Genomic DNA, 20,286 nt, shown 5'->3' with positions numbered 1-20,286 from the left:
GGAGACGAATTATGGCCATGCAATCTCAAGACATCATTCGTAAATCCGCCACCAATGGCTTCACGCCGGCGCCGCGCGCCCGTGACCACCAGGAAGAAGTGGCCAAACTGATCGATGTCACCACCTGTATCGGCTGCAAGGCCTGTCAGGTGGCCTGTTCCGAATGGAACGACATCCGCGACGAGGTGGGGCACAACGTCGGGGTGTACGATAACCCCGCCGATCTGACCGCCAAGTCGTGGACGGTGATGCGCTTCTCCGAGGTGGAGGAAAACGGCAAGCTGGAATGGCTGATCCGCAAGGATGGCTGCATGCACTGCGCCGATCCGGGCTGCCTGAAGGCCTGCCCGTCGGAAGGCGCGATCATTCAGTACGCCAACGGCATCGTCGACTTCCAGTCCGAGCACTGCATCGGCTGCGGCTACTGCATCGCCGGCTGCCCGTTCGACGTACCGCGCATGAACAAGGACGACAACCGGGTGTACAAGTGTACCCTGTGCGTCGACCGCGTGGACGTCGGCCAGGAACCGGCCTGCGTGAAAACCTGCCCGACCGGCGCCATTCACTTCGGCACCAAGGAAGCGATGAAGCAGGTGGCGGCAGATCGCGTCAGCGAGCTGAACACCCGCGGCTACCAGAACGCCGGTCTGTACGATCCGGCGGGGGTGGGCGGCACGCACGTGATGTACGTGCTGCACCACGCCGACAAACCGCAGCTGTACCACGGTTTGCCGGACAACCCGAGCATCAGCCCGGCGGTGACCTTCTGGAAGGGCGTGTGGAAACCCCTGGCGGCCATCGGCTTTGCCGCCACCTTCGCGGCCAGCGTGTTCCACTATGTCGGCGTCGGGCCTAACCGCGTCGACGATGAGGACGAGCACGACGAGTCGCACGACGAGGAGACGCGCAAATGAGAAAGGAAAAGCCCATTCAGCGTTACAGCGCACCGGAGCGCATCAACCACTGGATCGTGGCGTTCTGCTTCGTGTTCGCCGCCATCAGCGGGCTGGGGTTCTTCTTCCCCTCCTTCAACTGGCTGATGAACATCTTCGGGACGCCGCAGCTGGCGCGCATTCTGCACCCGTTTGTCGGGGTGATCATGTTTGCCGCGTTCCTGCTGATGTTCCTGCGCTACTGGAAGCATAACCTGATCAACCGGGAAGATATCGTCTGGGCCAAGAACATCCACAAAATCGCCATGAACGAGGAAGTGGGTGACACCGGGCGCTATAATTTCGGCCAGAAGTGCGTGTTCTGGGCGGCGATTATCAGCCTGGTGCTGTTGCTGGCCAGCGGCGTGGTGATCTGGCGGCCGTATTTTGCGCCGTCGTTCTCCATCCCGCTGATCCGCATCGCGCTGCTGGTGCATTCGCTGGCCGCGGTCGGCCTGATTATCGTGATTATGGTGCACATTTACGCCGCATTGTGGGTAAAAGGCACCATTACCGCGATGGTGGAAGGCTGGGTGCCGGCGGCCTGGGCCAAGAAACATCATCCGCGCTGGTACCGTGAGGTCCGCGAGAAACGACAGGAAGATAAACCCTGATGAGTATCCGCATCGTTCCTAAAGAGCAGTTAGGGGCACAGCGTGAGAAGTCCACAACGGCGGAGAACATCCCGCCGTTACTTTTCGCCAACCTGAAAAGCCTGTACAGCCGCCGCGCCGATCGTCTGCGTCAGCTGGCGGTCGACAATCCGCTGGGCGACTACCTGAACTTTGCCGCCGAGCTGGCGCAGGCGCAGCAGCATGCGCTGCACGATAACCCGCTGGAGCTCGATCTGAGCGAAGCGCTGGCGCAGGGCGCCGCCAGCGGCAAACCGCCGCTCGATCTGAGCGTGTTCCCGCGCAGCGAGCACTGGCGCAAGCTGCTGACGTCGCTGATCGCCGAGCTGCGCCCGCAGGCGCCGGAGCATATCCTGGCGGTGCTGGACAACCTGGAGAAAGCCTCGGCGCACGAGTTGGAGCTGATGGCCGACGCCTTGCTCAACCGCGAGTTCGGCAAGGTGGGCAGCGAGAAGGCGCCGTTCCTCTGGGCCGCGCTGTCGCTCTATTGGGCGCAGATGGCCAGCCTGATCCCCGGCAAGGCGCGCGCCGAATACGGCGAGCAGCGCCAGTTCTGCCCGGTGTGCGGCAGCATCCCGGTTTCCAGCATGGTGCACATCGGCACCGTCAACGGCCTGCGCTACCTGCACTGCAACCTGTGCGAAAGCGAATGGCACGTGGTGCGGGTGAAGTGCAGCAACTGCGAGCAGACCCGCGATCTCAACTACTGGTCGCTGGACAGCGAGCAGGCGGCGGTGAAGGCGGAGAGCTGCGGCGACTGCGGCACTTACCTGAAGATCCTCTATCAGGAAAAAGACCCGCAGGTCGAAGCGGTGGCCGACGATCTGGCTTCGCTGGTGCTGGACGCCCGCATGGAAGAAGAAGGCTTCGGCCGCAGCAGCATCAATCCGTTCCTGTTCCCGGCGGAGTAACCGCCCGGCCCCGTTCGCGCGGGGCCGGACCAGCAATTTCAGAACGGGCTTCTGGCATTCGCCCGGGCGAGTTGCTACGTTTAGGCCATAACGCGCCAAGCGAAAGGAACCACGATGTTAAACACCCTGGCAAAATTGACCGCGGTCGCCGTGCTGGCGATGGGACTGGCGGCCTGCGACAACAAAGACGACACCAAACCGGCGGTACCGCCACCGGACACCAAGCCGACCGTGACGCAGCCCGCGCCACCGCCGCCGCCTGCGCCGGCAGAAACCCCGCCCGCGCCGCCGGGGCTGAGCGTGTCGCTGCAGAAGGGCAAAATCACCTTCGAGCTGCCGCCGGGCTTTAGCGATCAGACGCTGAACAGCGGCATCATCAACGACAGCACCTCCACCATTCAGCGCTTCCTCGACGGCAAGTCGCGCCAGAGCGCGGTTTCGTCCGAGGTGATCCCGCCGGACGACATGAAGCTCAACACCAGCGACAAAATGCTGAAAGAGCTGGCGCAGAGCGCCATCACGGTGCTGGCCGAGCGCTATCAGAATATCCAGACCACCAAAGAAGAGAACTTCACCGTCGGCAAACAGAAGTTTCGCCGGGTGGATACCGAGCAGACCGTCAACGGGCAGAAGGTGGTGTCCACGCTGGTGCTGACGGTGTTCAACAAGCGGGTGGTGACGCTGCAAATGCTGTCGCCGGCCAAAACGCCGGAAGTGCACCAGGCGCTGGTGCAGAGGATTATCGATACCCTGGCGGTGAAGTAAGGGCGCCGCGCCGCGGCCAGGACGAAGCGGAGGAGAACGGATGAAGCTTATCGGCAGTTACACCAGTCCCTTTGTGCGCAAGATTTCCGTGATGCTGCTGGAGAAGGGGATCGCGTTCGAATTCGTCAACGATCCGCCGTATGAGCCCGGCAGCCGGGTGAAGGAGCTGAACCCGCTCGCCAAGGTGCCGGTGCTGATCGCCGATGACGGCGAGGTGTTTTACGACTCGCCGGTGGTGGCCGAATACCTTGAGCTGCTGGCGGTGGAACCGGCGTTCTTGCCGGCCGATCGCACCGCCGCGTTGCGCGTCCGCCAGGTGGCGGCGCTGGCGGACGGCGTGACCGAAGCGGCGGCGACCCTGTTTCGCGAAAGCCGGCGCGCGCCGGAAAAACAGGACGAAAACTGGATGCTGCGCCAGCGTGACAAACTGACGCAGGGGTTGGATGCGCTGGAGGCGCTGGCGCGGGAAAAAACGTGGCTCAATGCCGAGCGGCTGACGCTGGCGGATATCGCCACCGGCTGCGCGCTGGGCTACCTCAATTTCCGCCGCATCCTGCCCAACTGGTGCGTCGAGCGCCCGGCGCTGGTCAAGCTGGCCGAACGCCTGTTCGCCCGCGAAAGCTTCGCCCGCACCTCGCCTCCCTGAGCTTTTTTCTCCCCCGCCGCGGCGGGGTTTTGCTATGCCGATACGTCTAAACTGAAAACCGAGCGACCATGAGCACTGAATCCCACCTTCTTTACAGCCAACTGCCCGCCATTGACCGCCTGCTGCGAGAACCCGCGATTGAACCGCTGGTGGCGCAGCATGGCCAGACGCTGATCGGCGAACTGCTGCGCCGGCTGCAGGCCGAGGCGCGCGCCGCGATCAGGCAACAGCAACGTTTACCCGCTTGGTGCGACGACTGGCCGCAGGCGCTGCGGGCGGAGCTGGCCCGGCAGCAACGCCCGGCTTTGCTGCCGGTGTTCAACCTCAGCGGCACCGTGCTGCACACCAACCTCGGGCGCGCCCTGCTGGCGCAGCCGGTGAAGGACGCGGTAAGCGCGGTGATGGGGGAGGCGGTGACGCTGGAGTACGATCTGGACGGCGCCGGGCGCGGCCATCGCGATCGGGCGGTGGCGGATCTGCTGTGCCGGCTGACCGGCGCGGAGGACGCCTGCATCGTCAATAACAACGCGGCGGCGGTGCTGCTGATGCTGGCGGCGATCGCTCCCGGCAAAGAGGTGGTGGTGTCGCGCGGCGAGCTGGTGGAGATCGGCGGCGCGTTCCGCATACCCGACGTGATGCGCCAGGCGGGCTGCCAACTGGTGGAGGTCGGCACCACCAACCGCACCCATCTGAAAGATTACCGCCAGGCCATCAACGAGCAGACCGGCCTGTTGATGAAGGTGCACACCAGCAACTACAGCATTCAGGGCTTTACCGCGGCGGTCGACGAGGCCGAACTGGCGCAGCTCGGGGCCGAACAGGGCGTGCCGACCACCACCGATCTGGGCAGCGGCTCGCTGATCGACATGGCGCAGTACGGCCTGCCCGCCGAACCGATGCCGCAGCGGCTGCTGGCCGCCGGCGTCGATCTGGTGACGTTCTCCGGCGATAAGCTGCTGGGCGGCCCGCAGGCCGGCATCATCGTCGGCAAAAAGGCGCTGATCGCTCGCCTGCAGCAGCATCCGCTCAAACGCGCGCTGCGCGTCGGCAAGCTGACGCTGGCGGCCCTGGAGGCCACGCTGCGGCTCTATCTGCAGCCGGAAAAACTGGCTGAGCAGCTGCCGACGCTGCGGCTGCTGACCCGCCCGCAGCTGGAGATGCAACAGGCGGCCGAGCGGCTGCTGGCGGCGCTGACGCCACGGTTTACCGCCGATTTCGAGCTGCGCGCCGAACCGTGCTGGTCGCAGATTGGCAGCGGTTCACTGCCGGTGGATCGCCTGCCCAGCTATGCGCTGACCTTCACGCCGCGCGACGGCCGCGGCGCCACGCTGGAGGCGTTGGCTGAACGCTGGCGCCGCCTGCCGCAGCCGGTGATCGGCCGCCTCGGCGACGGCCGGCTGTGGCTGGATCTGCGCTGTCTGGAACAGGAAGGGGCGCTGATCGAAGCGCTGAGCGCCTCATGATCATCGCCACCGCCGGCCATGTCGATCATGGCAAAACCACCCTGCTGCAGGCGATCTCGGGGATCAACGCGGATCGCCTGCCGGAAGAAAAGCGCCGCGGCATGACTATCGATCTGGGTTACGCCTACTGGCCGCAGCCGGACGGCCGGGTACTGGGCTTTATCGACGTGCCCGGCCACGAGAAATTCCTCGCCAATATGCTGGCGGGCGTCGGCGGTATCGACCATGCATTGCTGGTGGTGGCCTGCGACGACGGCGTGATGGCGCAAACCTGCGAGCATCTGGCGATCCTGCGCCTGAGCGGGCGCCCGGCGCTGACGGTGGCGTTGACCAAGGCCGACCGGGTGGACGCGGCGCGTGTCGACGAGGTACGCCGCCAGGTGCGCGACGAACTGGCGCGCCAGGGCTGGCCCGATGCGCCGCTGTTTGTTACCGCGGCGGCGGGGGAAGGCATCGAGGCGCTGCGCGCGCATTTGCTGGCGCTGCCCTCCGGCGAGCACGCGTTGACGCGCCGTTTTCGCCTGGCGATAGACCGTGCGTTCAGCGTCAAAGGGGCGGGGCTGGTGGTGACCGGCACCGCGCTCGGCGGCCGGGTGCAGGTGGGGGATACGCTGTGGCTGACCGGCGCCGACGCGCCGGTGCGGGTGCGTGGCCTGCACGCCCAAAATCAGACCGTGGAGCAGGCGCAGGCCGGGCAACGCATCGCGTTGAACATCAGCGGCGATGTCGATAGAGACCGGATCGCGCGCGGCGACTGGTTGCTGGCGCAGCGTCCGCCGGAGGCGGCGGAACGCATTCTGGTGGCGCTGGAAGCGGATCGGCCGATCCGCCATTGGCAGCCGCTGCATCTGCACCATGCCGCCAGCCACATCACCGGGCGCATTTCGCTGCTGAACGACGGGCTGGCGGAACTGATCCTCGATCGCCCGCTGTGGCTGGCGGAGAACGATCGGCTGGTGCTGCGCGATATCGGCGCACGGCAAACGCTGGGCGCGGCTCGGGTGCTCAGGCTGAGCGCCCCCAAGCGCGGCAAGCGCCAGCCGGACTACCTGGCATGGCTGCAGGCTCTGGCGCAGGCGCAAGACGATGCGCAGGTGCTGGCGCTTGAGCTGCCGCAGGGCGCGCTGTCGCTGGCGGCGTTCGCCTGGGCGCGTCAGTTGACCGACGACGGCCTGGCGGCACTGCTGGCGGATCGCGATCTGCTGATCGTCGGTGACCGGGTGCTCGCGCAGGATCAGGTGCAACAGGCGGAGAGCCGGCTGCTGCAGGTGCTGGCGGAGTACCACCAACAGCACGCCGACCAGCTGGGGTTAGGGCGCGCCCGCCTGCGGCGTATGGCCCTGCCTCAGCAGCCGGAAGCGTTGGTGTTTATGATGATCGATCGGCTGCTGAAGGCCGGTGCGCTGCGCAACACGCGCGGCTGGCTGCATTTGCCGGAACACGGTCTGGCATTCAGCGCCGAAGAGGCGCCGCTGTGGGCGCGCATCGAACCGCTGTTCGGCGACGAGCCGTGGTGGGTGCGCGATCTGGCGAGCGAGTTGGGCGAGGAAGAGAGCCGGGTACGGGCGCTGCTGCGTAAGGCAGCTCAGCTGGGCCATGTGACGGCGGTGGTGGTGGATCGCTATTACCTCAGCCGACGCATCGATCAGTTCGCGGCGCTGATCCGCGAGCTGGATGCGGAGCGGGGCGGCGCCAACGCCGCCGACTTCCGCGATCGGCTCGGCGTCGGGCGCAAGCTGGCGATCCAGGTGCTGGAGTTCTTCGATCGCAGCGGTTTTACCCGCCGCAAGGGTAACGAGCATCTGCTGCGTGACGGCGGGTTGTTCGGCAACTGATTGCGTGTTTTTTGTTCTCTGATGACGGTATAATCAGCTTTAATCACTTTGATTGATGTCGATTGTATTGAGGAGCAAGACGATGAATACGAAAGTCATCACCGCTCATGTGCCGCTGCCTTTGGCTGAAAAGGTGGATGAAATGGCCGCCAAACTTGACCGCTCACGGGGATGGATAGTGAAGCAAGCCCTCGCCGCCTGGCTTGAGCAAGAGGAAGAGCGCCGTCGATTAACGCTGGCGGCGCTGGCCGATGTCGAACAGCAAAACGTTATCGATCATGAGTCGGTAGAAGCCTGGGCGGCCAGCCTGGACAGTGACGAGCCGCTGCCGGTACCGCGCTGATGGAGTTAAAATGGACGAGTAAGGCGCTATCGGATTTGGCGCGTTTGTTTGAGTTTCTTGCTTTGGCTAACCGTACTGCGGCAGCGAATTCGGTGAAGGCTTTGGTCGCCGCGCCTAAAGCGTTGCTTGATAATCCTCGCTTGGGTGAAAGGTTGGACGAGTTTTTACCGCAGGAAGTGAGGCGTATTCTGGTCGGCCGCTATGAGATACGTTACCAGGTGCAGCCGGCAGCGATTTATGTTCTGCGTATTTGGCATACCCGCGAAGAGCGATAGGCCGAATTTCCCTAGCAGATAAACCTGACGGCGGCCCGGCTGACGTCGGGCGTTTGGGCGGTGAGAAACGCCTGTAAGCGTTCGATCAGCGGCCGTTTCGCCGACTCCGCCGGCCAAACCAGATAGTAACCGTCGCCGGTGCGCACGGCGGCGTCACAAGGCAGCGCCAATAACCCCTCCTCAATGGTTCGCAGGCTCAGCGCCAGATCCCCGATCGAGATGCCGTGCCCGGCGATGGCTGCGGCGTTGCCCTGTTCCAGCGAATCAAATACCTGGCCGCGTGCAAGATCGATCGGGGCCGCGATGCCGCTTTTTTGCAGCCAGCGCCGCCAGTCGCGCCGATCGGGCGAAGGGTGGATCAGCGGGCAGGTGGCGAGATCGCGCTGCCCGTCGGCGAGCAGCGCGGGGGCGCAAATCGGGATTAGCCATTCGTCGAACAGCTTGGCGGCGGCGGTATTGGCGCCGAAATGGCCGTTGCCGAGCAGGATGGCGCAGTCGTAGGGTTCGCTGAAAAAATCCACGCTGTCGATGTCCATCCAGACGCTGGCTGCCTGCACGTCGAACGCCTGCGCCGTTTGCCGGAACCGGCTCAGGCAGTCCAGCAGCCAGCGCATGGTCAGGGTGGAAGGCGCCTTCAGCCGCAGCAGATCGCGGTGGCTTCTGAACAGCTCGCAGGCTTGCTCGATGCGGCCAAACCCTTGCTGCAGCTCGGCGGCGAAGATTTTCCCCTGCGGCGTGACCTCGATACGCGGGCCGTTGCGCTGGAACAGCCGGCAGCCGAAGTGCTGCTCCAGCGTTTTGATGTGCTTGCTGACCGCGCTCGGGGTGAGATGCAGCTCCTCGGCGGCCAGCGTGAACGAGCCGGTGCGGGCGGCGCTTTCGAAGGCGCGCAGGGCGTAAAGCGGCGGAAGGGAACTGGCCATCGCGGCGTCTCTAATAATGAGTCTGATTCACAGTAAACGACAGGATTACTCCTTTTTCAAGGCGGGGGCGGCGGCATGATAATGGCGCGATGCCAACTGACTGAATGTGAGTGAAATAAAGATGAACCTGTCGTTACTGGCGGCGTATTTCGCCGCCATTTTGTTGCTGATCGCCACGCCGGGGCCGGTGGTGGCGATGGTGGCCAACACCGCCGCGCGCTTTGGCGCCCGGCGTGCGCTGTTGACCGCGCTGGGCAGCAACGGGGCCTCCTTGTTGCTGATCGGCATCGCCGCGCTGATTATCACCGGGCTGTTCGCCGTGGATATGCGCATGCTGCAGTGGGTAGGCCTGCTGGGTTGCCTGTTTATCGGCCGTATGGCGATCGTCTCGCTGTATGAGGATTTATCCGCGCGCCCCCCCGATGCGGAGCCCGTTGCGCCACCGCAAAAACGCTCGGCGATCCTGAACGGTTTTCTGGTGGGCATCGCCAACCCCAAAGACATTGTCTTCTTCGTCGCCTTTTTCCCGCAGTTTATCGCCGTCACCCCCTCGATCGGCACCAGCCTGACGCTGCTGACCGCGCTGTGGGTGCTGGCGGACTTCGCCATCTTGCTGACCTATATCACCCTGCTGTCGGGAATGGCGCTGCAGCACGCGCGGCGGGCGATCTCTGTCCTGTCGGCATCGCTGCTGTTGGGGGTGGCGGTAGTGGGAGCGGGGTATGCGCTGTGGGGGCTGTTCGGCTGAAGCCGCATAAAAAACGCCGGTCGGGAAACCGGACCGGCGTTTTATCGTGGCATTTAAGCCGCGCCGGTCGGCTGCGGCGTGGGGTCGCCGTTGCGGCGTTTGCCGAGGAACAGCGCCACCAGCGTCAGCCAGCACAGGCCGCTGATGAGGTTGAACAGGTTGAACAGCCCGCTGCCGCCCCAGACGTAGGCGACCTTGGCCAGTTCGATGCCGACGGTGAACACCATCATGCTCAGCATGCCCATGGTGGCTGACACCGTGCCCTTGCTGACGTTGCTTGAGAACAGCGTCAGGCGATACAGCCCGGCGTTGGCGAGGCCAATGCCGAAGGCGTACAGGCTCAGGCCGGCGGTCATCCACAGGTAGGCGTGGCTGGAGAACTGGGTTGCCAGCGCGGCGATCAGCAACCCCAGCAGCATCGGGCCTGCGCCCAGCTTGATCAGGCGCTCCACGCTGTTTTTGCCGGTCAGGCGCGCCAGCGTCAGGTTGCCGAGGATCAGCGCGCCGAACACCGGGATTTGCAGCAGGCCGTAGTCCAGCGTCGACAGCGACTCACCGCTGATCAGGATCACCGGCGACTGGGCGATCCAGGCCAGCAGCGGCAGGCTGGCGAAACCGATCGCCAGCGCGCCGCACAGGAAGCGGCGGTTGCCCAGCACCTGGCGGTAGTCGCGCCACAGGTTGGCGGCGGAGAACGCCTCGCCCTGCAGCGTGGCGGTTTCCGGCATCGCTTTCCACAGGCCGTAGAAGGCGATGGCCGCCAGCGCGGCGAACAGCACGAACATGCTCTGCCACGGCGCGACGTGGATCAGCGCCGCGCCGGCCAGCGGCCCGAGCAGCGGGGCGATCAGCGCCACGTTGGCCATCAGCGCGGTGATCTTGATGCACACCGATTCTTCAAACGACTCCTGAATGGTGGCGTAGCCGACGGCGCCGATAAAGCACAGGCCTATGCCCTGCAGGAAACGCATGGCGATGAACTGTTCGATGGTGGTGACCAGCAGGATCGCCAGGCAGGCGACGATAAAGAACGCCACCCCGGCCAGCATCACCGGGCGGCGGCCGCGGCGATCCGACAGCGGCCCGAGCAGCCACTGCAGGAAGATGCCGCCGGCCAGATAGGCGGTCATCGAGGTGGGTACCCACTCTTCGCCGGCGTTGAAATCCGCCACGACGGCCAGCATGCCCGGCTGAATCATATCGTTGCCGATATAGGTGGCGAACTCGAACAGCACCAGACAAAGAGGGAATAAAAGCGCCTGTCGGCCCAAACGTGCCGCAGGTGGTAATGTCGTTTTCATATTATTGTACTGATAGTAAAAGAGAAAAAGGAACTGCCAGGGCGGGAAGCGCAAACTGAGCGAGTTGTGGCGGCTATTTTGCCGCCAATTGTTCACCTTCGCAATAATAAGGTGTTGTTTAAGTGCATTCTGATATTTCGCTTTTGGGTTGTCGCCGAACGCCGTGCCCGATAACCTCTTCTTAACATATCAATATGACACAAGATCGGGCGAGCGTTTGAGCGAGAAAATCGGCTGGATAGACAACCTGCGGGCGATGGCGTGCATGATGGTGGTGATGATCCACGCCACCACCTATTACGTCACCAACGGCGCGGCGATAGGGCTGCACAATTGGGATATCGCCAACGTGCTGAACTCGCTGTCACGCGTGTCGGTGCCGCTGTTTTTCATGATTTCCGGCTACCTGTTCTTCGGCGACAAGAGCGCCGGCCGGCGGCATTTCACCCGTATCGCCTGCTGCATTCTGTTCTACAGTGCCATCGCGCTGATCTATATCGCGGCCTTTACCAAGATCGGCTTCTGGCCGTCGCTGCGCGCCATCCTGCAAAAGCCGGTGTTCTATCATCTGTGGTTTTTCTATGCCATTGCGGTGATTTACCTGCTGTCGCCGCTGATCAGCGTCAAGCCGGTGTCGCGCCGTTACCTGGCCGCCGCGCTGGTGGTGTTGGCGGCGATCGCCAACCCGAATACCGACAAGCTGACCTTCGGCAACGTGCACCTGCTGCCGGTTAACCTGTATATCTACGGCGATACCTTCTACTACCTGCTGTATGCGCTGGCCGGGCGGGCGATTGGCATGATGGAGGCGCGCGGGCGCGCCGTGGGCTGGCTGGCGGCGCTGGGATTTGCGCTGTGCGTGGCGCTGATCGCGCGCGGCACCAAGCACCAGCTGTTCATCAACCGCAACTTCGCCGATACCTACTATATCTACAGCGGCCCGCTGGTGTTTATGGCGGCGGTGGCGCTGCTGGTGTGGGTGAAACACTGTCTGCCGCAGCCGATCGGCTGGCTGAGCGCGTTCTCTCGCCATTCGCTGGCGATCTACGGTTTTCATGCCCTTATCGTCAACGTGATGCGCAGCCGGCACCTGGATTTCACCGGGCACCCGCTGCTGGATATCTTCTGGGTGTTCGGCGTGGCGCTGGGGCTCAGCCTGCTGCTGTCTGTCGGCCTGCAGCGGCTGGATACCCGCCGGCTGGTGTCATAGCGGCGAGCGCTGGCGCTGCTGGGCGCGGCGCAGCTGCCGCCCGGAAGAAAAGCCGGCCGCCAACGCGGCCTTCTCCAACCCATATCCTTGCTGCAGACGCTGTTGCGCCACCGCCAGCCGCAGCTGCTCATGGTATTCCCGCACGCTGATGCCGACGTGGCTGCGAAACAGCCGCGCCAGGTGGCGGCTGCTGACGTGCGCTTTTTCCGCCACCTGCGGCACCGACCAGTCGGTCTCCGGCTCGGCGGCCATCACGTCCTGCGCGCGGTGCACCGCCGGGTGCAGGTGGTTGCGGTAGCGCAGCCAGGGCGACAGCTGCGGATCGTCCCCCGCGCGGCGGAAATAGACCACCATATCGCGGGCGACGTCGCGCGCCCGGCCGGAGCCGCAGTGGCGGTGCACCAGGTGCAGCGCCAAATCGATGCCGGTGGTGATGCCCGCGCTGGTGTAGACGCCGCGATCTTCGACGAAGATACGGTTCTCTTTCACCTGCGCCGCCGGCGCCTGCCGGCGGATACGCTCGATAACGTCGTGGTGGGTGGTGCACTGATAGCCGTCGAGCAGCCCGGCCTGCGCCGCCAGCAGCGCGCCGGAGCAGATGCACACCAGGGTGATGCGCTGCCGCTGCAGATCGGGCCGCAGCGTCGCCAGCCAGCGACGCGCCTGCTCGGCCTCTTCCCCGGCGAAATAGCGCTGCGAATCGCCGACGCCCGGCAGCACCAGGATGGCGCCGTCTTCCAAGCGTTCGGGCAACGGCTGCAGGCCGCTCAGCGTCATGCCGATGGAGCAGATGATCTGTGGCGACGGGCTGAGATAACGCAGGCTGAACTGCCCCGCGAGGCGCAGGGTTTCCGCCGGGCCGCTGACGTCCAGCGACAGCACGTTGGGCAACAGCAGAAAATAGACGGCCTGCGACATGGTTACTCCTGTGCGAGTTGCGCCAGCGCCTCATCCACGCTGGCGATGCGGGCGAAACGATCGACCAGTACGGTTTCAGTATGCCGCTTCAGCTGCGCGGGGGTAAAGACTTCGCCGTCGGGATGGCGCATCGGGAAGGTCAGCGTCGCCTCGGTGACGAAGGTCACCCGATAACCGAGATCGGACGCTACCCGGGTGGTGGTTTCGCAGCACTGCTCGGTACGGATGCCGGAGACGATCAGGTGGTTGATATCCCGCTCGCGCAGCCAGGCGTCGAGGCCGGATTCGGTCAGCGCATTGTGCACATGCTTATGCACGGTGATATCCGCCTGGTGGGTGAGGAACGGCAGGCGCTGCACGTGGCCCGAAGCCAGCGAGAACGGCCCCTGCGGCGAAACGTGCAGCACATCGACCAGCGCCGCGCCGCGTTGCCGGCAGCCCGCGATCAGGCGCGTCAGCGCCTGTTGGAACGCCGGCAGATCGTCCTCCTGCCAGAATGGACGATGCTGGAATGATTGCTGGACATCGATGATCAATAACGCGCTCTGTGACATTTTCGGCCCTCCGCCAGTGTGTGTAGCGACCATCTTGCGCCGCGCCTTACTCTGGCAGAAGGCCAAAAACGGCCATCATGATGACAACAGCGGACCGACCTTAGGCTTTGCTCACCTGGCCGGCCACCAGACGCCCCTGATGGAAGGTGGCGCTGCGCGCCGGCAGACGGGCGACCGCCTCGGCGGAACAGCTGGCGTTGACCAGCACGAACTCGGCGGCGTCGCCGGCTTTCGGCCAGGCGCGCTGGCCCTTATCGTCCAGCGGCAGCACGCCGCCGGTGGAGATGGCCATGGCGCGCGACAGGTGATACTCGTCGGAGCCGCGGTACAGCTGGGCATACAGGTTAGCCTTCTCCAGAATGTCGCCGGTGCCGAACGGCGACCAGTGGTCGATCACGCTGTCGGTGCCGGTCATCACGAACACCCCTTTCTCGCTGAGCTGCGGCAACGGCATCATCAGGCCGCCGATCGGCACCGTGGAGGCGATGGTGATCTGCTGCGCCGCCAGCCGGGTGGCGGTTTCCGCCAGTTCGCCCGGCGTCAGCGTAGTCAGGGCGAACGCGTGGCTGATGGTGACCTTGCCGCGCAGCGCCGGGTTTTTCTCCACGGTGGCGATCATGTAGTTAATGGCGGCGACCCCGGCCGGGCTGGTCTCATGCAGGTGGATATCCACGCCTTTGCCGGTATCGAGGGCGATCTGGAACATGGCGTCCAGCGATTTCTCCATCGCGCCGTCGACGTTGGTCGGATCGAGCCCGCCGACGTACTGCACGCCCATCTGCATCGCTTCGCGCATCAGCGCATCGACCCTGGAGTGCAGCAGGCCGTGCTGCGGGAAGGCGACGATTTCACAGCTGAAATCCGCCCGGTGGTTTTCCAGCGCGCGCTGCAGGTGCTCCAGGCTTTTCAGGCCGCTGACCGGATCGATATTGCAGTGGCTGCGTGCCACGGTGCTGCCTTTGGACTGCAGCAGGGCGATCAGGTTTTCCGCCCGCTGCTGCGAGGTGGGCAGCAGTTTCGGTATCAGCGTCTGCTCCAGCGCGATCATGTCCATGATGGTCTTGCCCTGGCGCGGGCGCGGCGCCTGCCACGGGCCGCTGTAGAAGGTTTTGTCCAGGTGGATGTGCATGTCGCGGAACGCTGGCAGCAGCAGCTGGCCCTGCGCCTGATAGCGGGGCACGCCGGCGGGCAGGGAGGCGTTGGCGGCGTGAATGGCGGCGATCTTGCCGTCTTTGATCTCCAGTGTGTACAGCGCGGTGCGGGTGCCGATCACCGTTTCGCCGTCGTATTCAAAGCCGTCTTCCAGCCGCACCTCACTCAGGCAGTAGTGGCGATCGGTCAGGGTCATCGGTGCCGGTGCGCACTGCCCGTCGCCCGGTGACGCGGCCTGCGCCATGCCGCCCGTCAGGCCGATCACCGCGCAGGCGGTGGTGAGTTTGCCGGTTTGGCTGAGGAAGGCTCTGCGGCCCGGTTGTTGAGGGTTTTCCACGTTCGGTTCCTTAATCCAGAGGTGAGGGGTGAAACATCCCCCAATTTAGGAGAGGAACCGGCCGGTTGGCAGCGACATTTGCCACTGGTGACTATTCGATTTGGTAATGTTCGGCGTCTGCCGGCGTTTATTTCAACCCGCAAAACACCGCCAGCCGCTGGGCCAGCGCCAGCGTGGCGGCGGGAGCGCCGTCGCGGTAGTAGAGCGCCAGTTCGAAGCTGTCTATCGGCGGTAATCCTTCGGCTTCGCCCAACACCCGATGCGTGGGCAGACGGCAGCCGGCCGGCAGCAGGGTGACGCCCAGCCCGGCGGCCGAAGCGGCGGTCAGCGCCGCCAGGCTGGCGCTGCTGTAGCCGATGCGCCAGCGTTTGCCGAGGTTGTCGAGCGCCTGGCACAGCTCGTCGCGGTACAGGCCGCTGAGCGGAAATACCGCCAGCGGCACCGGCGATTGCTCGATGGCCGGGAAGGCCAGGCTGTCCAGCCACAGCAGCGGTTCCGGCCGCGCGGCGCGCGGCGGTTGCCGGCGGCGCTGTTTCACCAGGATCAGATCCAGCTCTTCACGCGCGTAGGCGCTGTGCAGATCGGCGCTCAGGCCGCTGGCGACGTCCAGCCGCAGGTGCGGGTGTTCGCGGCTGAAGTCGGCCAGCAGCTCGGTGGTGGGCACGGCGAAATCCTCCGGCATGCCGATCCGCAGCACGCCGTCGCGCCAGATGCCGGTCAGCGCGTCGTGGGCTTCTTCATTCAGCGCGATGATGCGGCGCGCGTAGCTCAACAGCTTCACGCCTTCTTCGGTCAGCAGCACCTGATGCGAGGAGCGCTCAAACAGCGGCTTGCCCAGCATCTCTTCCAGCCGGCGCACCTGCTGGCTAACGGTGGACTGCGACAAAAACACCCGCTCTGCGGCGCGGGTGAAGCTGTTGCTGTCGCATACGGCGACGAAGCTGAGCAGCAGCTGCGGATTGAACATCGGGTAGCGATTCATTTTCCCACTGTTGGCTATTTTATTATTTAATTTCCCAATACTAGCGGCGTTGCCTACAGTAACGCAACGCTGCGGCGATCGCGCTGTGACGCCGCACCTTTCATTTTGCAGTACCAGGAATATACCGTGTTAAATCATTCTGTTAATTCATCCTCTTCGCGCCGCTGGCTCAACCCTCTGTTGCTGGCGCTGGTGTTGATCGGCCTGAACATGCGGCCGCTGTTGACCTCGATCGGCCCGTTGCTGCCGACGCTGCGTCAGGCCACCGGGCTGAGCTTTGGCGGCGCGGCGCTGCTGACCACGCTGCCGGTGCTGATGATGGGGCTGATGGCGCTGGCGGGCGGCGCCATCAATCGGCTGTTCAGCGAACGCAGCGCCGTGACGTTGAGCCTGCTGGCGATCGGGCTGGGCGCGCTTTGGCGCGAACTGGCCCCCGGCAGCGTGCAACTGCTGATGAGCGCGGTGCTGGGCGGGCTCGGCATCGGGGTGATCCAGGCGGTGATGCCCGGCATCATCAAGCATCACTTCCTTAAAAGCATGGCGCTGGTGGCCGGGCTGTGGTCGGCGGCGCTGATGGGCGGCGGCGGGCTGGGGGCGGCGATCACCCCGTGGCTGATGAGCGCGGGGCACGACTGGCACAGCGCGCTGGCCTGGTGGGCGTTGCCGGCCCTGGTGGCGCTGCTGGCCTGGTGGCCGGTCAGCCGCGGGCTGTCTCGCCTAGGCGCGGCGGGAGAACACCGCGGCCCAAGCCTGCTGCGCAACCGGCGCGCCTGGCTGCTCGGTGCCTATTTCGGCCTGATCAACGGCGGTTATACCAGCCTGATCGCCTGGCTGCCACCGTACTACATGCAGCTCGGCTGGCAGCCGCAGGCCAGCGGTTCGCTGCTGGCGCTGATGACCTTCGGCCAGGTGATGGGCGCGCTGCTGCTGCCGGCACTGGCGCGCAATCATGACCGGCGGCCGCTGCTGCTGTTGGCCTTGATGATGCAACTGATCGGCTTTATCGGCCTGATTTACCTGCCGCAAACGCTGCCGTGGCTGTGGGTGCTGGTTTCCGGGCTGGGGCTGGGCGGCGCGTTCCCGCTGTGCCTGGTGCTGGCGCTTGATCACCTGCACCAGCCGGCGGCGGCCGGGCGGCTGGTGGCCTTTATGCAGGGCGTCGGCTTCCTGCTGGCGGGCGTGACGCCCTACCTTTCCGGCCTGCTGCGCGACTACAGCGGCGGCTTCGTGCTGGACTGGCAGATCCATGCGCTGCTGGTGGTGGTGCTGATCGTCATCACCTGGCGCTTCCATCCGCACAGCTACCGGCGGGCGTTCGCCGAATAATATTTCTGTCATTGCCGCTCCCTATAGTGACGTTGCTTTTACTTCTGGGCGATAACAACGAAAAGGGACAATGACATGCACAACACCAAAACCCGGCTGGCGCTGCTGGTCGGCTGCATGGCGCTGAGCGCCAACCTGTGGGCCGACGCGCAGCCGGTGCAAGCGACGTTGGCTGGGCATGCGCTGCTGCCGGTGAAATCCGCCGTTTCCACACCGAAGGACGCGCCGAGCGATCTGCAGCAGAGCGGCAAGTACACCAGCGGCAAACGCGTCACCGAGCTGGGCAGCGTGGCGGGCAAATCCGCCGATCGCCTGACCGGCCTCGGCCTGCCGATCGACGGTCAGCCGCTGCAGGGCCACTCCGGCATCAAACACATGCCCGACGGCACCTACTGGGTGCTGACCGACAACGGCTTCGGCAGCAAGGCCAATTCGCCGGACGCCATGCTGTACCTCAATCACTACAAGATCGATTTTAAAGACGGCACGGTCGCGCCGCTGAAGACGGTTTTCCTGCACGATCCGGATAAAAAGGTGCCGTTCCACATCATCAACGAGAGCACCGAGAAGCGTTATCTGACCGGCAGCGATTTCGATCCGGAAAGCTTCCAGTTTGCCGACGATGCTTTATGGATCGGTGAAGAATTCGGGCCTTACCTGATCAAGGCCGACCTGAACGGTAAAGTGCTGGCGGTGTTCGACACCCTGGTGGACGGCAAGGTGGTGAAATCGCCGGACAACCCGACGCTGACCCTGCCGGGCGCGCCGGACGGCAAGCAAAACTTCCAGGTGGCGCGCTCCAAGGGCTTTGAAGGCATGGCCGCCTCGCCGGACGGCAGCAAGCTGTACCCGCTGCTGGAAGGGGCGCTGTGGGACGGTGAGCAGTTCGAGAACGTCGGCGGCAAACGCTACCTGCGGGTGCTGGAGTTTGACGTCAAACGGCAGGCCTGGACCGGCCGCAGCTGGCAGTACGTGCTGGAAGACAACCAGAACGCCATCGGCGACTTCAACATGATCGACGCCACCCACGGGCTGGTGATCGAGCGCGACAACGGCGAAGGCACGCCGGACAAAGCCTGCGCCGCCGGTGCGCCGACCGACAACTGCTTCAGCCAGGTAGCCAAGTTCAAGCGGGTGTATAAAATCGCCTTCTCGGACGCTAACGTCGGCAAACCGGTCGAAAAACTGGGCTATATCGACCTGATGAACATTCAGGATCCGAACAAGCTGGCGCGCAAGCCGCTGAACGACGGCGTGCTGACCTTCCCGTTCTTCACCATCGAGAACGTGGACGTGGTGGACGCCAACCACATCATCGTCGGCAACGACAACAACTTCCCGTTCTCCTCCAGCCGCCAGCCCAATATGGCGGATGACAACGAGTTCATCCTGCTAGACGTGAAGGATTTCCTGAAGTAGCTCCCCCTGGCCGCCGAATCGCCGGCGGCCGCCATTTCCCGCTTAGCGCAGCGAACGAACTGCGCTATAATCAGCGCCTTGCTTCCCTCTTCTCCAAGGAAGATCCTCGTCCCCGGTGGGGCGGCCGGACTTCAAATCCGGTTGGGGCCGCCAGCGGTCCTGGGCAGGTTCGACTCCTGTGATCTTCCGCCAATTTGCCTCTCCTGAACTCCACTGTCTCAAGTAAATCCCCTATAATACCCGCAATTACTGCTGATTATGTTCTCCCGAGGTCAACTGTCTCTACCAGAATCAAGTGCATTCTGGGGGCATAATGGGGGGCATGATTTATAGCCCCATTTTGAGATGCCCCCAATGAAGCTAACAGTCAGACAAATCGACACAGCCAAGCCCAAAGAGAAGCCGTACAAGCTATCTGATGGTGGAGGCCTCTACCTTGAAGTAACCACCAACGGCTCACGCTACTGGCGTTTAAAGTATCGTTATGCCGGTAAAGAAAAGCGCCTTGCCTTCGGTGTTTATCCTGAGGTTTCTCTCGCTCAAGCCCGCGAAAAGCGTGAAGCTGCGAAAAAGTTACTATCTGCTGGAAGCGATCCCGGAGAGCTAAAGAAAGCAGAGAAAATCGCTCAAAAACTTAACTACGAAAATACCTTCGAAGCTATTGCCCGTGAATGGCACCAACTGAGAGCGGATCGTTGGTCATTACGTTATCGCGATGAAATTATTGATACCTTTGAAAAGGATATTTTTCCCTACATCGGTAAGCGCCCCATAGCTGAAATTAAGCCTATGGAATTGCTGGAAACCCTTCGCCGGATGGAAAAACGCGGCGCATTAGAGAAGATGCGCAAAGTTAGGCAGCGCTGTGGTGAAGTATTCCGTCATGCGATCGTGACCGGACGCGCTGAATACAATCCTGCCCCCGACCTCGCTACAGCCCTCGCAACACCAAAGAAAACACATTTTCCATTCCTGACCGCCGAAGAACTCCCTCACTTTCTTAGGGATCTTGCCGGTTACACCGGTAGCATTATTACCAAGACGGCGACTCAAATCATCATGCTTACAGGGGTACGAACTCAGGAATTACGTTTTGCCCGCTGGGAGGATATCAATTTTGAAAAGCGCCTTTGGGAGATCCCTGCTGAAGTGATGAAGATGAAACGACCACACATCGTTCCGATGTCGAATCAGGTTGTCTCACTTTTCGAGTCACTAAAGCCTATTACGGGGCTATACCCGCTGGTTTTCGTCGGACGCAATGATCGAACGAAGCCGATCTCAAAGGAAAGCGTTAATCAGGTGATTGAGTTGTTGGGATATAAAGGAAGGCTGACTGGGCATGGTTTTCGCCACACGATGAGTACTATTTTGCATGAAGAAGGCTTTAACTCAGCGTGGATTGAAACGCAGCTTGCACATGTAGATAAGAACGCTATACGTGGGACGTATAACCATGCGCAGTATCTGGAGGGGCGAAGAGAGATGTTGCAGTGGTACGGAGACTTAATTAATGCATTGTGTAAAGGAGGAATTAAGCAGAATATTTTTTAAAATATATATATGCTTTAATTACACCTTTTTTATCAAAAAAATGAGGCATCTATAGATGAA

20 protein-coding genes and 1 tRNA gene are annotated in these 20,286 nt (G+C 63.2%); 15 read left to right on the top strand and 6 right to left on the bottom strand.

The features are described 5' to 3' along the window. The first annotated feature begins 11 nt into the window (after positions 1-11). The 9 genes from fdxH to AWX27_RS18460 all read left to right on the top strand — a co-directional run bounded on the left by fdxH (position 12) and on the right by AWX27_RS18460 (position 7,802). Positions 12-914 (top strand): formate dehydrogenase subunit beta, encoded by a 903-nt coding sequence (gene fdxH, locus AWX27_RS18500; protein WP_033649532.1) that lies wholly within the window; start codon positions 12-14, stop codon positions 912-914. After that, a complete protein-coding gene (fdoI, locus tag AWX27_RS18495) occupies positions 911-1,546 on the top strand; it encodes a formate dehydrogenase cytochrome b556 subunit (RefSeq protein WP_004934017.1) in 636 nt (211 codons plus the stop codon). The genes fdxH and fdoI overlap by 4 nt, the downstream gene beginning before the upstream one ends. Next, entirely contained in the window at positions 1,546-2,475 is a 930-nt protein-coding gene (fdhE, locus tag AWX27_RS18490; protein WP_038875958.1) for a formate dehydrogenase accessory protein FdhE, read from the top strand. The genes fdoI and fdhE overlap by 1 nt, the downstream gene beginning before the upstream one ends. Positions 2,476-2,589: 114 nt before the next feature. Then, the gene (locus tag AWX27_RS18485) at positions 2,590-3,240 is read left to right on the top strand and encodes a DcrB/PsbP domain-containing protein (RefSeq protein WP_049202570.1); all 651 of its coding nucleotides are present in this window, start codon (positions 2,590-2,592) and stop codon (positions 3,238-3,240) included. Positions 3,241-3,280: 40 nt separating this feature from the next. Further along, positions 3,281-3,886, top strand: coding sequence for a glutathione S-transferase (locus AWX27_RS18480; protein WP_060424313.1), 606 nt, complete (start codon positions 3,281-3,283; stop codon positions 3,884-3,886). Positions 3,887-3,954: 68 nt separating this feature from the next. Then, a complete protein-coding gene (gene selA, locus AWX27_RS18475) occupies positions 3,955-5,349 on the top strand; it encodes an L-seryl-tRNA(Sec) selenium transferase (RefSeq protein ID WP_060424311.1) in 1,395 nt (464 codons plus the stop codon). Then, positions 5,346-7,184, top strand: coding sequence for a selenocysteine-specific translation elongation factor (gene selB / locus AWX27_RS18470; RefSeq protein ID WP_060424309.1), 1,839 nt, complete (start codon positions 5,346-5,348; stop codon positions 7,182-7,184). Before selA ends, selB begins: the two co-directional genes overlap by 4 nt. 82 nt (positions 7,185-7,266) lie before the next feature. Then, positions 7,267-7,527: a CopG family ribbon-helix-helix protein gene (locus AWX27_RS18465; protein WP_047025978.1), complete on the top strand. Its 261-nt coding sequence runs from the start codon at positions 7,267-7,269 to the stop codon at positions 7,525-7,527. After that, the gene (locus AWX27_RS18460; RefSeq protein WP_033631416.1) at positions 7,527-7,802 is read left to right on the top strand and encodes a type II toxin-antitoxin system RelE/ParE family toxin; all 276 of its coding nucleotides are present in this window, start codon (positions 7,527-7,529) and stop codon (positions 7,800-7,802) included. Before AWX27_RS18465 ends, AWX27_RS18460 begins: the two co-directional genes overlap by 1 nt. Before the next feature lie 11 nt (positions 7,803-7,813). Here the strand turns inward: AWX27_RS18460 and AWX27_RS18455 are convergent, their stop codons facing one another. After that, positions 7,814-8,725 (bottom strand): LysR family transcriptional regulator, encoded by a 912-nt coding sequence (locus AWX27_RS18455; protein ID WP_060424307.1) that lies wholly within the window; start codon positions 8,723-8,725, stop codon positions 7,814-7,816. A 121-nt stretch (positions 8,726-8,846) separates the two neighbouring features. Here AWX27_RS18455 and AWX27_RS18450 point away from each other — a divergent pair, with 121 nt between their 5' ends. Next, positions 8,847-9,473, top strand: coding sequence for a LysE family translocator (locus AWX27_RS18450; RefSeq protein ID WP_060424305.1), 627 nt, complete (start codon positions 8,847-8,849; stop codon positions 9,471-9,473). Between the two features lie 53 nt (positions 9,474-9,526). Here AWX27_RS18450 and AWX27_RS18445 read toward each other — a convergent pair whose 3' ends face one another. Next, entirely contained in the window at positions 9,527-10,774 is a 1,248-nt protein-coding gene (locus tag AWX27_RS18445; RefSeq protein ID WP_038875940.1) for an MFS transporter, read from the bottom strand. 217 nt (positions 10,775-10,991) lie between these two features. Between AWX27_RS18445 and AWX27_RS18440 the strand changes: the two genes are divergently transcribed. After that, complete coding sequence (locus tag AWX27_RS18440) at positions 10,992-11,984, top strand: acyltransferase (protein ID WP_060424303.1); 993 nt, start codon at positions 10,992-10,994, stop codon at positions 11,982-11,984. Here the strand turns inward: AWX27_RS18440 and AWX27_RS18435 are convergent. From AWX27_RS18435 to AWX27_RS18420, 4 genes are all read right to left on the bottom strand, one after another. After that, positions 11,979-12,902: a GlxA family transcriptional regulator gene (locus AWX27_RS18435; RefSeq protein ID WP_060424300.1), complete on the bottom strand. Its 924-nt coding sequence runs from the start codon at positions 12,900-12,902 to the stop codon at positions 11,979-11,981. The two genes, AWX27_RS18440 and AWX27_RS18435, sit on opposite strands and share 6 nt — an antisense overlap. A gap of 2 nt (positions 12,903-12,904) precedes the next feature. Further along, positions 12,905-13,456 (bottom strand): isochorismatase family protein, encoded by a 552-nt coding sequence (locus AWX27_RS18430; RefSeq protein WP_046898791.1) that lies wholly within the window; start codon positions 13,454-13,456, stop codon positions 12,905-12,907. 100 nt (positions 13,457-13,556) lie between these two features. Beyond that, complete coding sequence (locus AWX27_RS18425) at positions 13,557-14,945, bottom strand: amidohydrolase family protein (RefSeq protein ID WP_060424297.1); 1,389 nt, start codon at positions 14,943-14,945, stop codon at positions 13,557-13,559. Between the two features lie 127 nt (positions 14,946-15,072). Then, complete coding sequence (locus AWX27_RS18420) at positions 15,073-15,927, bottom strand: LysR family transcriptional regulator (RefSeq protein ID WP_041037265.1); 855 nt, start codon at positions 15,925-15,927, stop codon at positions 15,073-15,075. 126 nt (positions 15,928-16,053) lie between these two features. On the opposite strand from AWX27_RS18420, the gene AWX27_RS18415 reads away from it, so the two are divergent. From AWX27_RS18415 to AWX27_RS18405, 4 genes are all read left to right on the top strand, one after another. After that, a complete protein-coding gene (locus AWX27_RS18415) occupies positions 16,054-17,253 on the top strand; it encodes a cyanate transporter (RefSeq protein ID WP_072265479.1) in 1,200 nt (399 codons plus the stop codon). A 75-nt stretch (positions 17,254-17,328) separates the two neighbouring features. Then, positions 17,329-18,672 carry an esterase-like activity of phytase family protein gene (locus AWX27_RS18410; protein WP_060424293.1) on the top strand — a complete coding sequence of 448 codons (1,344 nt, stop codon included), beginning with the start codon at positions 17,329-17,331 and terminating at the stop codon, positions 18,670-18,672. Positions 18,673-18,769: 97 nt separating this feature from the next. Further along, positions 18,770-18,864 (top strand) — tRNA-Sec (locus AWX27_RS25150). Between the two features lie 162 nt (positions 18,865-19,026). Next, positions 19,027-20,226, top strand: coding sequence for a tyrosine-type recombinase/integrase (locus tag AWX27_RS18405; RefSeq protein WP_060424291.1), 1,200 nt, complete (start codon positions 19,027-19,029; stop codon positions 20,224-20,226). Positions 20,227-20,286 lie beyond the last annotated feature (60 nt).

The sequence above is a fragment of the Serratia sp. 2880STDY5682894 genome, from assembly GCF_001537385.1.
GTDB lineage: Bacteria > Pseudomonadota > Gammaproteobacteria > Enterobacterales > Enterobacteriaceae > Serratia > Serratia nevei.
The sequence above is the reverse complement of the archived record's forward strand: the minus strand, read 5'-3'. Positions and strand labels throughout refer to the sequence as shown.

Bases quoted from the DNA above. Each gene is read 5' to 3' on its own strand.
- AWX27_RS18420 (WP_041037265.1), bottom strand. From the start codon at position 15,927: ATGAATCGCTACCCGATGTTCAATCCGCAGCTGCTGCTCAGCTTCGTC.
- AWX27_RS18460 (WP_033631416.1), top strand. From the start codon at position 7,527: ATGGAGTTAAAATGGACGAGTAAGGCGCTATCGGATTTGGCGCGTTTG.
- AWX27_RS18455 (WP_060424307.1), bottom strand. From the start codon at position 8,725: ATGGCCAGTTCCCTTCCGCCGCTTTACGCCCTGCGCGCCTTCGAAAGC.
- selB (WP_060424309.1), top strand. From the start codon at position 5,346: ATGATCATCGCCACCGCCGGCCATGTCGATCATGGCAAAACCACCCTG.
- AWX27_RS18485 (WP_049202570.1), top strand. From the start codon at position 2,590: ATGTTAAACACCCTGGCAAAATTGACCGCGGTCGCCGTGCTGGCGATG.
- selA (WP_060424311.1), top strand. From the start codon at position 3,955: ATGAGCACTGAATCCCACCTTCTTTACAGCCAACTGCCCGCCATTGAC.
- AWX27_RS18405 (WP_060424291.1), top strand. From the start codon at position 19,027: ATGAAGCTAACAGTCAGACAAATCGACACAGCCAAGCCCAAAGAGAAG.
- AWX27_RS18465 (WP_047025978.1), top strand. From the start codon at position 7,267: ATGAATACGAAAGTCATCACCGCTCATGTGCCGCTGCCTTTGGCTGAA.
- fdhE (WP_038875958.1), top strand. From the start codon at position 1,546: ATGAGTATCCGCATCGTTCCTAAAGAGCAGTTAGGGGCACAGCGTGAG.
- AWX27_RS18445 (WP_038875940.1), bottom strand. From the start codon at position 10,774: ATGAAAACGACATTACCACCTGCGGCACGTTTGGGCCGACAGGCGCTT.
- AWX27_RS18480 (WP_060424313.1), top strand. From the start codon at position 3,281: ATGAAGCTTATCGGCAGTTACACCAGTCCCTTTGTGCGCAAGATTTCC.
- AWX27_RS18430 (WP_046898791.1), bottom strand. From the start codon at position 13,456: ATGTCACAGAGCGCGTTATTGATCATCGATGTCCAGCAATCATTCCAG.
- AWX27_RS18410 (WP_060424293.1), top strand. From the start codon at position 17,329: ATGCACAACACCAAAACCCGGCTGGCGCTGCTGGTCGGCTGCATGGCG.
- AWX27_RS18450 (WP_060424305.1), top strand. From the start codon at position 8,847: ATGAACCTGTCGTTACTGGCGGCGTATTTCGCCGCCATTTTGTTGCTG.
- fdoI (WP_004934017.1), top strand. From the start codon at position 911: ATGAGAAAGGAAAAGCCCATTCAGCGTTACAGCGCACCGGAGCGCATC.
- fdxH (WP_033649532.1), top strand. From the start codon at position 12: ATGGCCATGCAATCTCAAGACATCATTCGTAAATCCGCCACCAATGGC.
- AWX27_RS18435 (WP_060424300.1), bottom strand. From the start codon at position 12,902: ATGTCGCAGGCCGTCTATTTTCTGCTGTTGCCCAACGTGCTGTCGCTG.